The organism is Clostridium sp. FP1, assembly GCF_011065975.2.
In the GTDB taxonomy this organism is placed as follows: domain Bacteria; phylum Bacillota; class Clostridia; order Clostridiales; family Clostridiaceae; genus Clostridium_AD; species Clostridium_AD tagluense.
This window is the reverse complement of record NZ_JAAMNJ020000001.1, coordinates 819408-831654: the sequence shown is the minus strand read 5'-3', so window position 1 is coordinate 831654 and position 12247 is coordinate 819408. Positions and strand designations below refer to the sequence as shown.

Sequence of the window (12247 nt, the reverse complement as noted above, 5' to 3'; positions counted from 1 at the left end):
TTTTATTAAAATTCCATTACAATATTATTTAAACTTATGTCTTATTATACTATTACATTTTTTTAAATTTAAATTTACTTACCATCAAATAAGATAATACAATCATTAAAAAAATAGTAGGTCCTAAATTTAGAGGTCGATTAAACACAAATAGTGCATACAGCGCCAAAAATGTGCCTGTAATGGTGATAGGAATCCCTGAAAAAACTCCATCAAAATCTGTAATATTATATTTTGCTAATCTATAAGCTCCTGCTACTGGAAAAACTAAAACCATTAAATATCCAATATACCCTAGCTCCACAAAATTATAAATATTAAATATTAATATGGAAGGTGCTACACCAAAAGATATTAAATCACATAATGAATCTAACTCTTTGCCTAAATCATTATCTACTTTTAAAAACCGAGCTATTCTTCCATCGTATCTATCAAATATTCCTGCTAAAAGAATAAATAGTGCTGCTAATTTATAATTGCTCTCAAAGCTCATAAGTATAGACATAATTCCACAAGACATATTGCTTAATGTGAAAATGTTTGGAAGCGCATTTTTTATTTTAACCATCTATATCACTCCTATAATTATAATTATACCATAATAGTTCCAGTTATTCTTTACTATTATGCCACATTATTATTAAATCCATCTTAAATTTTTTTTATTCCTAATTTACCATAAAAAAATCAAATTAATTTTTGATAATATGTAAATATTCAACCTCTCTTTTAATTAATTTCAGAAAGATTAATAAATAATTACATGGTTTTCTTGCAAATAAAAAAGACCAGTATTTTTTTACTGGTCTTTCATTTAATTTATCTTTGAACAATAATGGCCGTTCCTTGACCTCCACCTATGCATAAGGTAGCAAGTCCAGTTTTAGAATCTCTTTTTATCATTTCATGTATTAATGTAACAAGTATTCTTGCTCCTGAAGCCCCTACTGGGTGACCTAATGCTATTGCTCCACCATTAACATTTACTATTTCTGTATTAAATCCTAAATCTTTAGCTACAGCTAATGATTGAGCAGCAAATGCTTCGTTAGCTTCTATTAAATCTAAATCCGCTACAGTCATTCCTGCTTTTTCTAATGCTTTTCTAGATGCAGGAACTGGTCCATATCCCATTATTTTTGGATCTACCCCACCTGATGCATAAGCTTTTATTGTAACTAAAGGTTTAACGCCTAGTTCCTCCGCCTTTGCCTTTGACATTACTATAAACATAGCTGCACCATCGTTTATTCCTGATGCATTACCAGCTGTTACAGTACCGTCTTTTTTAAAGGCAGGTTTTAATTTTCTTAGTTTTTCTATAGTTGAACCAGCTTTTGGAAATTCATCTGTATCAAATATTATTGGGTCACCTTTTCTTTGAGGGATTGAAACTGGAACAATCTCATCTTTAAATTTGCCTTCTTTTATAGCTTTTTCAGCTTTCAATTGACTTTTTAAAGAAAATTGATCTTGCGCTTCTCTTGTTATATTCCATTTCTCTGCGATATTTTCTGCAGTAACGCCCATATGATAGTTATTAAATGCATCCCAAAGAGAATCATTAATCATAGTATCAACTATTTTTCCATCTCCCATTCTTGCACCCCATCTATTGTTTGGAAGTGCATATGGAGCATTACTCATGCTTTCTGTTCCACCTGCTAGTACTATATCTGCGTCTCCACACATTATAAATTGTGCTGCCATGCTTACAGCTCTTAGTCCTGAACCACATATTTTATTTATTGTAAGAGCTGAAGATTCTTCAGACATCCCCGCGTATATAGCTATTTGTCTTGCAACATTTTGTCCAAGTCCCGCTTGTATTACATTACCAATAACAGCTTCCTGTATTAGTTCTGGTTTAACACCTGATCTTTTTATAGCCTCTTTAGCTGCAATAGTTCCTATTTCTACAGCTGACAATTTTGATAATGCTCCACCAAAACTTCCTACTGCTGTTCTCACTGCTGACACAATTACTACGTCTCTCATATATATAACCTCCATTTATTTATTCCACTAATAGCTTATTACAATATAATAGGAATTTATCATTTGCTTTAGCTTTTTTTCCTATGTATACTTACACAGCATTTTTCATGCCAAGTTAAGAAATTCTTCTACATCACACTATATCAACGTCTTTTTTTATTATAACACAACTTATAACTTTAAGTGTAAACTTAGTTTACACTTAAAGTCCCCCTAATTCTCACGCTTCAAGTTTGTTAATATTATAACTTTATTGTTAAAAAAAACGCCAAAAGTATTTTCAATACTTCATATATGTATACATTTAGTTTTTCATATAATTCTTGCCTAATACACTATAACTATCATTCATATTAAATAACACATGTACACAAAGTTTACATGTGTACTATTGTAGATTGGCTATTTCCATTAAATTATACCGGTTTAATTTTTTGTATAATCCAGCTCTACTAAGCCCTAATCTTTTCGCTGTTTCTCTTTTATTTCCACCTGTTTTTTCTATACACTCCATAATAAGATCCTTTTCAATAGTTTCAACAACATCTTTCAAATAATTATTTTCTAATGAATATTTTTTTATATTATTTTTAATTATCTTTTCTGGCAAATGCCTTGGCATTATACAAAGCTCTGCATCAAGCAAGTTTATAGATCTTTCTATTACGTTTTCAAGTTGCCTTATATTTCCAGGCCAACTATAAGATTTTAAATAATCAATGGCCTCGCTAGAAATACCTTCGGAATAAACCCCATATTTTTTACTTATTTTTTTTCGAAGTTCATTTGATAATTCTTCAATATCTTCCGTCCTTTCTCTTAAGGAAGGTAATTTCAAATGCATAACATCCAATCTGTAATACAGATCTTCTCTAAACTTTCCATCTTTTATTAACCCTTCTAGTGACTTATTAGTAGAGGCAATAATACGTACATCAACTTTTATAACATCATTTCCACCAACCCTGACTAACTCTTTTTCTTGAATAACCCTTAAAAGTTTAACTTGCATATTCATAGGCATATCACCAATTTCATCTAATAAAATGGTGCCTCCATTTGCGTGTTCAAACTTACCTTTCTTACCTGATCTTTTAGCGCCAGTAAAAGCTCCTTCTTCATATCCAAACATTTCTGACTCAAAAAGCTCTGCTGGGATAGCTCCACAATTGATTTTTACAAAAGGTTTTAAACACCTTCTACTGGCATTATGAATAGAATGAGCAAAAAGTTCTTTACCAGTTCCACTCTCACCAGTAATTAAAACGTTTGACTCTATTTTAGCTACTCTTTTGGCCATTTTCATTACCTCACGGCTCTTAGCACTATGTCCTATAATATTCTTAAAAGTATATATTGCTTTTCCATCCCCGCATAACTCATTTTTATAGTATTCAACTTCTTTTTCCAAATTCCACAGTTTATTACTCAATATTTTGAAATTGCTCAAATCCTTAAACATTACTTTTCCAATGGCCCCTACAACTTTACCATGTTCTTTTATAGGAACTCTCATAGAAATCATTTTATGCCCATTAGCCTCTTGAAGTTCTCCAAATTGTTTTTCCCCAGTTTTTGCTACTATATGTAATTTTGTGTTTTCAATAACCTGAGTCACATGCTTTCCCTCTGGATTTTTACAATTAATAAGTTCTTTATATGCATTGCTCATCATAGTTATTATTCCATTTTTATCTACTACAACTACACACTCATTTACAGTATTAATAATTGTATTTAAAATGCTTTCGGAATCGTCACCATCATCTCGCAGGTTTACAAATAGATTATCTCCTTTTTCTTCACTAAATATTTGGAGTGCACCTATAACTTCACCCTTAACAGTTATTGCGCTGCGGGTTACAATAAACTTTCCCTCTTTTATATTTCCTTGCGTTTCTCCCTTTTCAAATACCTTTAATAATTCACTATGTGGAAATATATCTAATATATTTTTTTCTATGCTATCTTCTGCATTAACCCTTAACATTTTTTCAGCAGCTTTATTAATGATTTTTATGATGCCTTTATTGTCTATAACAATAACCCCTTCATTAATACTGCATATAACTTCATTATAGTAATCATTAATTATATCCATTTGTCACCTTCCTTAAAGCTTATGCCCTAATTATAAAGTTCATACTTTTTTTTATCAAGCCATAAGTTTAAAATCCTTTACAAAGACTCCATTTATGCCTTAGAATAAAAATAGCGAGATATTTTCTCGCTATTTTTGACTTTTTTATTATTACTTATACTTTTAACTATTTCGTAAAATGCACATGCTTATTATTTCCCAAAAACCTCAATAAACATTGTAATAACTCCAGTATTACAGAAATCTATAAATAAACTTCCCACCAGTGGCACAATAAAAAACGCCCTTGGAGCATGACCATATTTCGCTGTCATAGCTCCCATGTTGGCCATTGCGTTTGGTGTAGCACCCATGCCAAATCCACAATTACCAGAAGCCATTACAGCTGCATCATAATCTCTCCCCATTAAATTGAAAGTTACAAAATATGCAAAACATCCCATTAAAATCGTCTGAGCTAATAACATTACTATTAGTGGCATTGCTAAATCTGCTAATTGCCATAGTTTTAGTCCCATAAGCGCCATAGATAAGAATAATGATAATGAAACTCCTCCTATGATATCGATTTCATCTTCATAGACCTTATATAAATTTGTAGAATCAGATATATTTCGAAGTATTGCAGCTGCAAACATAGCACCTATGTATGGTGGGAAAGTCCTGCCTGTTTTTTCTAGTAAAAAAGATATAATTGTACCTATTCCCATGGCTAAAAAAATCTGAGACGTAGCACCCATAAAATTGTCAGGGTTTAACTGTTTTTCAGTGTTTTCTTTTGTTACAGCTGCCTCTTTGTAATCATGTGAATTAATCATTTTCATAGGATATGAAAGATTATTTTTTTCAATTAGTCTTTTTCCTAAAGGTCCTCCAATGATACTGCCCATAATTAAACCAAAAGTTGCTGATGCCATTGCTACTGTGGTGGCCCCTACTGCTCCTGCTTTTTCGAATACTGGACCAAAGGCACCTGATGTTCCATGTCCACCAACCATAGGAACAGAAGCTGTAGAAAGGCCTATAAGTGGATTTAAACCGAACATCTTAGCAAGTGCGACTCCTGTAAAGTCTTGAAGAACACAAAGTAATATGGATATTCCTAAAAAAATAAAAACTCCTTTTCCACCTTTTTTAAGTAATTTAAGACTTGCAGTATACCCAATAGTTGTAAAGAAGGCGGTCATAAATACCTTTTGAAGTGTTATGTCCATATCAAAAATCAATATGTTACTTAATTTTAGTATTAAAGTAATTATTGCAAAAATTAATCCTCCAATTACAGGTGCTGGTATACAGTATTTATCTAAAACTTCCAATTTATTTTTGATTTTTTGTCCTATAAATAGAACAACAACTGCTAATGCTACCGCTTGAATCATGTCTAATTTAAAAGCCATTTGTTATGCCTCCTTATAATTTTCCTACATTATAATATATTGTAAGGGGCTTATACAAATAACAACGGAATACTACAAGATACTACAGCTTAAAATTAAATTTTCAAACTATTCATACCATTTATTGTGAATTCAAGCTATATTACTAAAATCATTAAGATCCTAATTTAGTAATAATACTTTCAATGAATTTTTTTGTATTTATTTTTCCAGGTTCCTCTAAATCATTGTTTATATGTCTCATTTCCTGCCTTACTTGTTTAAAGTCAAATAATAAAGTGCTATATTCCATAAAAACACTACTACTGTAGTCATCAGAGCCTAACTCTGATATAGTCTCTAAAGCCTTTTGAATAGTTCTTCTAACCCTTTGTTCTAAAGCTCTTTTATTTGCATTTAGATTTCCATCCACATGTTCTTCCTGTATGATTTCATAGTATATTTTTTGTAGCTTATAGGTGGAGTTTGGATTCCTTTTTTTAAAGTCCATTATTTTATGTATGATTTTTATTAACTCATTACTTCCTACGGCACCAGCGATACCTATATCAGCGAAAATATTAGTTATTCCATCATCTATAAATAATTCTCTTGTTACATTTTTATCACTATTTAAGTTTAATACTGCGCTCTTTATAAGGGCTAGTGAATGTTCTAACTCAATATTATGACATATGCCTTTTATAACATTAATAACCTCTATACTGTTTATAGGTTTGCTTATAAAAAAAATTATTCCATTTTCATATGCTTTTGATACCACAGATTCATCTTCAACCTGTGATATCATAATAAACTTGCCCTTATATCCTTGTTTCTTGCTAGCTTTCATTATTTCAATTCCATCCACTATAGGTAACAAAAGATCAATAAGTACTATATCCGGATTATAGAATAGAATCTCTTGCACAGCATCCTTGCCACTGTCTATTTCACATATAACTTTTCCAAGGTTATTTTTTTTTATGAGAAGTCCTAGCATTTTTCTAATGCTAATATCATCATCAACAATCAAAAAAGTCGTTTCCATAATTATCCTCCATTCAGTGAGTTTTTAGGTATTTTTAATATAATAGTAGTACCTAGCTTTGCTTCTGATTTTACTTCTATATATCCACCTAAATTATCAATAATATTCTTTACATGTGAAAGTCCTATGCCCGTAGAAGCTTCTCCTGTTATATCATCATACTTAGTAGTAAAACCTGCATTAAAAATATAAGGAAAAATATCTTCATCAATCCCTTTTCCCGTATCAGTTACCTCAAAGTATATATTATCTTCATCCTCTTTTTCAGATATTTTAATGAAATCACTATTTTCACAGTCATCTATACTATTTACAATTAGATTATTAAGTATAACAAATAAATTACAATGATCCTTAACCGTAAAATCTTTTTCAAAATGGAATGATAATTCTATTTCTTTATTGCTTTCTTTTATATATCTACTAGTGTTATCTTTAATTATAGTAAAAATATTGGAAAGTGTCATTTCATCTTCATTTTCAAAATTATCTATAAGTGCTTCAAATCCCTTTAAAACTCTATAATAATCTTTTTTTATCTCATGTACCTCTCTAGCAATGTCCAAAGTTTTTTCTCTTAAATATTCATTATTCTTATAGGTTTCATATAAACTATAACTTTTTGACATTACCTTTTCAATATCCTTCATAGACTTCTTTAAATAAAACATCTCTGCCTGTATATTTGAAATTAACAAATTTAACTCAGTGTATCTTTTCTGATGTTCACTATTCAAAATAAATAATTTTTGTTTATTATAAGTAAGGTAAGCCAGATAAGTTATAGATCCTCTTATAAATCCTACAAAAATTATAATTCTTACAATATAGACATTAATACCATTTCTCATAACGGCTTCACCTATATTACAAAAGGAATCGGCTAATGCCAATATAAAAATTGTGTTAACTATACTGTTTTTATATTTCCTAACTTTAGTAATCTTAAGAAGAACTCCATAGATTAAATAATATAAAAGTGATGGAAAATTTAAAACTAATGTATCTATAATATCATGGTGTAAAAGTAATACACCAAAAATATTTCTTGTCATAAATACCCCGAGGCCACATAAAATTCCCATTGTTACTTCTGACATATCCTCCATCATAAGTACGCATAAATTAAAAGTAATTACTCCTGCGGAAAATTTCAGTCCGCTTTCAAATGGATAAAAATATATCTCCCCAAATAGGGATACAATTAATGATACTATAATATATTTGTTTATTTTTGACATCTAACCCTCCAAAAAAATAAATATTATTTATCTTGCCTATAGCTTTTGTAAAAATCCTCATATTAATCATAATGCACATTCAAATAAATAACAAGTCGTGGGCTAGTCTATTTGGGAATCATAAAAAACTTATATTATAAAGTTCAATATGTCCCTAGATATATAATCTATTTCTCCTTGCAGCATATGACTTAGTCCAATATTTATATCTATATTAGCAATTTCTATTCCTATAAAATAACCCTTAATATCCATCTTATAAATATTTACTAGTTCCATTAAACCTAAAGAATGAATAGACCTACAGTAGCCGCTAGTATTTTTAATATCTTTTAATTTTTTAAAAGTTACCGTACCTGGAACATTCCCATAATATGTTGAATCTATAATATAGAATATATCTTGTTGGTTTAATTTTGAAAAGCAAAAGTCCACATCTGTTTCCCCTACAATAGTTTCTATATTTTTATCCTCTAACTCATTTTTAATTTTTTCTAAAATCATTACCGCTACTGCATCATCCATCATTAACCTATTCCCTATAGCAATGACTTTCTTGCCCATATTAACTCAACTCCTCCTATTTATCCCTCATATATATATACTGAAAAAATCTTTCCATTATGTAGTATTTACTTTATAATCAGTAAAGAACAAAATCTCCCTACGGTCGAGTAAAAACCCTTATGCCAAGCAAATATGATAATTTCATCGTCCTTTAATTATCATATTTGCATCACATTCTGGGCATAGAACAATAGGACTACCACTCTTCTTGTCAAATTCCTCAGGTGTATAACATTCAAACGCAACAAATTCTGGTACCTCTTCTTCATACCCACATTTCTTACATTTAAAAAGTATCATCTTATCGGGCCCCTCTGTTTGAAATGGTATCTCCCTTTCATCCATTTTAATTTTAAAAATCCTTTTAATACGTTCCCATATCATAAATATACCCATACTTTCTGTGCCAAATTTGGAATAACTCCATTAGCTGACCGCATTTTGAACATTTCCCTGGATCTTTAGAAAAATTAATAATCATTAATTCTCTATACTTCATTTTTCTTATTTCCTTTTTCCAATTTATTTTTAATGTGTACTGAATTGCTTTAAGCCCACTTTTTATGTATTGCAATAAACCAAAACATTTTCTAATCTTTATACTTATACTTCCAGCATATACTCCATATAATCTAACCATTTTAAAATATTTAGGCGATATATGCATTAGTAACCTGCCTATAAACACTTGTGCCGTAACTGTTTCTTCTACTCTCTCATTAGTTTCATGACTCTTATACCAAAACGTTACATTTTTCCCATCATAGCTAAGTATTCTATATTCTGCTATCGCAGGTCTTGCTAAATATCTACCGATATATCTTGCTGCACCTCTTGCACTTTTCATTCTTGATTTGGCATTTATGTAAAATCCGTTAGGATAATCTTTGAACATTTTTAAGTACTCTGCTTTTTTATCTGGGTTTTTACTAACCATATAATTTATTAATTTGTACTGCCAAACTTTTCTAAAATATTTATAGTCAAAGAATTCCATATCCTTAACTTCATTATCCCTTGTTTTTATTTCTGGAACCAATGCATGCACATGTGGGTTAAACCCTATATTCCTTCCAAAAGTATGCACTACGCCAATCATTCCACTTTGCCAAAGCACTCCACCTTTTTTGCTTCTTTTCTTCTTTTTATATTCTTCTCTATTTTTATAGTTTACACCATTTGCAAACTCATTTATAACCTCATATACCATGTCTTGCAGGTCTTTCAGACTCTCTCTATTCCAAAAAAAATATTTTCTGTACTCAGTCGGTATCGTAAAAACACAATGCCTATGTGGAACATCCAAGATTTTACTTACTTGTTTCTCTACCCATTCGCTTATGTATTTTTTACCACATTTACTACAAAACCTACTTTTACATGTAAATCCTATTTTAAATACTTCCAGACATTTTAAACATATGTACGCAACAAAACCTAATGAAATATCTCCACATCCTATCATTTTCATTACTTCGATATTCATATGTTCTCTCATCTTTTCAGGATACTTTTCTTTATTCAATTTCCAAAACTTTGAATAATTATCTTCAAATATTTGTTTTATGGTAATCTTATTTTTTCTCATGATTTAATCATCTCATATTTATCTGATTTTTTCTATATATCTTTTAGCTAGAATGTTATCCACAGCGGCTTCCGCAAGCTGTTTCCTATATAATAAAAAAAAGACTGTATTGGAATTTTCCAATACAGTCTTTTTGTTGATTTCATGGCATTTTATGAAGACATAAACCCTTAACCGCTTCTTGAATTTCTGTTAATTTTTTACCAATACTACTTTCCACTGCCACCACAATAGCTCCCTCAACTAAAGCCGCATCAATAATCACAACATTTTTCTGCATTTCATCTGAAAGAGTTTCAATAGCCATCTGTGCATTCATATATGCACTACCAAGATCAAATAATATTGCTACACCGTCTTCTGAGTATACTTTGTTTATTGCCAAAATAATTTTTTCTATATCTGTTCCTAGCCCATTATCACTAGTACCACCAGCTACTACAATAGGCGCATTATCCGCCATTTGAAGTGCTAACTCTTTTACGCCTTCTGCCACTTTACTACTATGAGAAATTATTACGATTCCTACCATATATCACACCAATCCTTCTTTTATGTCTTTTACTCCTTCATAAACAGTATTTAATATCAAATAACTTGAAGTTGCGCCTGCATCTTGATGACCGATACTTCTCTCTCCAAGATAACTAGCTCTTCCCTTAGTAGCAATTATAGTTTTTGTATATTCCACTCCCTTTATTGCTGCATCTTTTGAAGCTTTTAAAATATCTATTGGCACTAATCCCGCCTTTAAAGCTTCTTTCATAGCATCAATAGCTGGTGCTATTGCATCTATCATTGTCTTTTCTCCGCTAACCGCTTTTCCTCGCATCAAAACTCCGCCTAAGGCTGCCTCTAATATTTTAATAAAATCTTCAATATCTATATTTGCTTTTCCTTTAACTTCTAGCGCAGCTTTCATAAATGCTGTGCCATATAGTGGTCCTGATGCACCTCCTACGTTTGTTACTAATGCCATTCCCGTATTTTTAAGAATTTCTCCAATGTCACATCCATTATCGCCTCTTAATTTTTCTTTAACAGCATTAAAGCCCTTATTCATGTTAATTCCATGATCTCCATCACCTATAGCTGCATCTAGCCCACATAAATAACTCTTATTTTCTTCAATTACATTTGCGATTTTATTTAATATTAAAATTACTTGTAATCCTGAAATACTCATCCTTATTACCTCCCCTATATACTAAAGTGTTTTGATTTTAAGTCATCAGAGGCATTATTATGCTATAACACTTTTAACGCTGGTGTATCTGCCGGTGCATCTAATAGAACCTTTAATTCATCATCAAGTTTTAATAATGTAACAGAAAATCCTGCCATTTCAAGAGAGGTCATAAATTCTCCAACAAATGTTTTATAAACTTTTACACCCTTTTCTTCTAAGATCTTATGAACTTTTCTATTAACAATATAAAGCTCCATTAATGGTGTAGCTGCAAGTCCATTAACCATAACTGCAACTTGCGCCCCTGGCTCCATTGGCATATCATTTAATATTTTCAAAACCATGTGCTCTACTATTTCATCAACAGGTTTAAGAGTTTCTTTATGCGTACCTGGTTCCCCATGTATACCCATGCCAATTTCAACTTCATCTTCAGCTAAACTAAAATTAGGTTTGCCTGCTGCAGGAACTATGCAAGGGGTTAACGCCATTCCCATACTTCCTACATTTGCTATTACCTTTTCAGCTACTGCCTTAACTTCCTCAAGACTTGCTCCCGTTTCTGCTTTTGCCCCAGCTATTTTATGAACAAATACAGTTCCAGCTATGCCGCGTCTTCCCGCTGTAAAGAGACTATTTTCAACTGCTACATCATCATTAACAACAACGCTTGCAATTTTTATTCCATCCATCTCAGCCATTTCACTGGCCATTTCAAAATTCATTATATCTCCTGTATAGTTTTTGACTACTAGGAGAACTCCAAGTCCACCATGGACTGCTTTTACAGCCTCATATATTTGATCTGGGGTTGGAGATGTAAATACTGCACCACACACTGCTGCATCTAACATTCCAATTCCTACATATCCGCCATGTGTTGGTTCATGTCCACTTCCTCCCCCACTAACTAATGCAACTTTTCCTGATATAGGCGAATTTTTTCTAACAAGTACATCTGCATTTTCAAGTTTTCTAACATAATCTGGATGTGCCATTAGTATACCTTCCAGCATCTCCTCAACAACAAATTCCGGGTTATTAATTAGTTTTTTCATCTATAATCGCCTCCATTTAATAAATAAAGCTTAGTATACCTTTTATGTTCTACATAATAATGAGCATTCCTC

The 12247-nt window shown here is 31.2% G+C and carries 12 protein-coding genes; all 12 read right to left on the bottom strand.

Features of this window, described 5'->3' with window-relative positions; all coding sequences use genetic code 11:
- Positions 1-52 precede the first annotated feature (52 nt).
- A complete protein-coding gene (gene pssA, locus G9F70_RS04210) occupies positions 53-571 on the bottom strand; it encodes a CDP-diacylglycerol--serine O-phosphatidyltransferase (protein WP_125000244.1) in 519 nt (172 codons plus the stop codon).
- Between the two features lie 251 nt (positions 572-822).
- Positions 823-2001 (bottom strand): acetyl-CoA C-acetyltransferase, encoded by a 1179-nt coding sequence (locus G9F70_RS04205; RefSeq protein WP_164944852.1) that lies wholly within the window; start codon positions 1999-2001, stop codon positions 823-825.
- 388 nt (positions 2002-2389) lie between these two features.
- On the bottom strand, positions 2390-4102 hold the full coding sequence (locus G9F70_RS04200; RefSeq protein ID WP_164944853.1) for a sigma-54 interaction domain-containing protein: 1713 nt from the start codon (positions 4100-4102) through the stop codon (positions 2390-2392).
- Positions 4103-4293: 191 nt separating this feature from the next.
- Positions 4294-5502, bottom strand: coding sequence for a sodium/glutamate symporter (gene gltS / locus G9F70_RS04195; protein ID WP_164944854.1), 1209 nt, complete (start codon positions 5500-5502; stop codon positions 4294-4296).
- Between the two features lie 154 nt (positions 5503-5656).
- Entirely contained in the window at positions 5657-6532 is an 876-nt protein-coding gene (locus G9F70_RS04190; RefSeq protein WP_164944855.1) for a response regulator, read from the bottom strand.
- 2 nt (positions 6533-6534) lie between these two features.
- The gene (locus G9F70_RS04185) at positions 6535-7773 is read right to left on the bottom strand and encodes an ATP-binding protein (protein ID WP_164944856.1); all 1239 of its coding nucleotides are present in this window, start codon (positions 7771-7773) and stop codon (positions 6535-6537) included.
- Positions 7774-7902: 129 nt separating this feature from the next.
- Positions 7903-8337, bottom strand: coding sequence for a hydrogenase maturation protease (locus G9F70_RS04180; protein ID WP_164944857.1), 435 nt, complete (start codon positions 8335-8337; stop codon positions 7903-7905).
- Between the two features lie 144 nt (positions 8338-8481).
- Positions 8482-8736, bottom strand: coding sequence for a hypothetical protein (locus G9F70_RS04175; protein WP_224617360.1), 255 nt, complete (start codon positions 8734-8736; stop codon positions 8482-8484).
- Positions 8705-9928, bottom strand: a complete 1224-nt coding sequence (locus G9F70_RS04170; RefSeq protein ID WP_224617359.1) for a transposase — start codon at positions 9926-9928, stop codon at positions 8705-8707. Before G9F70_RS04170 ends, G9F70_RS04175 begins: the two co-directional genes overlap by 32 nt.
- 142 nt (positions 9929-10070) lie before the next feature.
- A complete protein-coding gene (dhaM, locus tag G9F70_RS04165) occupies positions 10071-10460 on the bottom strand; it encodes a dihydroxyacetone kinase phosphoryl donor subunit DhaM (protein ID WP_164947998.1) in 390 nt (129 codons plus the stop codon).
- Between the two features lie 3 nt (positions 10461-10463).
- Positions 10464-11114, bottom strand: a complete 651-nt coding sequence (gene dhaL / locus G9F70_RS04160) for a dihydroxyacetone kinase subunit DhaL (protein WP_164947999.1) — start codon at positions 11112-11114, stop codon at positions 10464-10466.
- A 62-nt stretch (positions 11115-11176) separates the two neighbouring features.
- Positions 11177-12175: a dihydroxyacetone kinase subunit DhaK gene (dhaK, locus tag G9F70_RS04155; protein ID WP_164948000.1), complete on the bottom strand. Its 999-nt coding sequence runs from the start codon at positions 12173-12175 to the stop codon at positions 11177-11179.
- Between the last annotated feature and the right edge of the window lie 72 nt (positions 12176-12247).

Excerpts from the sequence above, each read along its gene's own strand:
- pssA (WP_125000244.1), bottom strand. The coding sequence starts at position 571 with ATGGTTAAAATAAAAAATGCGCTTCCAAACATTTTCACATTAAGCAAT.
- G9F70_RS04205 (WP_164944852.1), bottom strand. The coding sequence starts at position 2,001 with ATGAGAGACGTAGTAATTGTGTCAGCAGTGAGAACAGCAGTAGGAAGT.
- G9F70_RS04200 (WP_164944853.1), bottom strand. The coding sequence starts at position 4,102 with ATGGATATAATTAATGATTACTATAATGAAGTTATATGCAGTATTAAT.
- gltS (WP_164944854.1), bottom strand. The coding sequence starts at position 5,502 with ATGGCTTTTAAATTAGACATGATTCAAGCGGTAGCATTAGCAGTTGTT.
- G9F70_RS04190 (WP_164944855.1), bottom strand. The coding sequence starts at position 6,532 with ATGGAAACGACTTTTTTGATTGTTGATGATGATATTAGCATTAGAAAA.
- G9F70_RS04185 (WP_164944856.1), bottom strand. The coding sequence starts at position 7,773 with ATGTCAAAAATAAACAAATATATTATAGTATCATTAATTGTATCCCTA.
- G9F70_RS04180 (WP_164944857.1), bottom strand. The coding sequence starts at position 8,337 with ATGGGCAAGAAAGTCATTGCTATAGGGAATAGGTTAATGATGGATGAT.
- G9F70_RS04175 (WP_224617360.1), bottom strand. The coding sequence starts at position 8,736 with ATGGGTATATTTATGATATGGGAACGTATTAAAAGGATTTTTAAAATT.
- G9F70_RS04170 (WP_224617359.1), bottom strand. The coding sequence starts at position 9,928 with ATGAGAAAAAATAAGATTACCATAAAACAAATATTTGAAGATAATTAT.
- dhaM (WP_164947998.1), bottom strand. The coding sequence starts at position 10,460 with ATGGTAGGAATCGTAATAATTTCTCATAGTAGTAAAGTGGCAGAAGGC.
- dhaL (WP_164947999.1), bottom strand. The coding sequence starts at position 11,114 with ATGAGTATTTCAGGATTACAAGTAATTTTAATATTAAATAAAATCGCA.
- dhaK (WP_164948000.1), bottom strand. The coding sequence starts at position 12,175 with ATGAAAAAACTAATTAATAACCCGGAATTTGTTGTTGAGGAGATGCTG.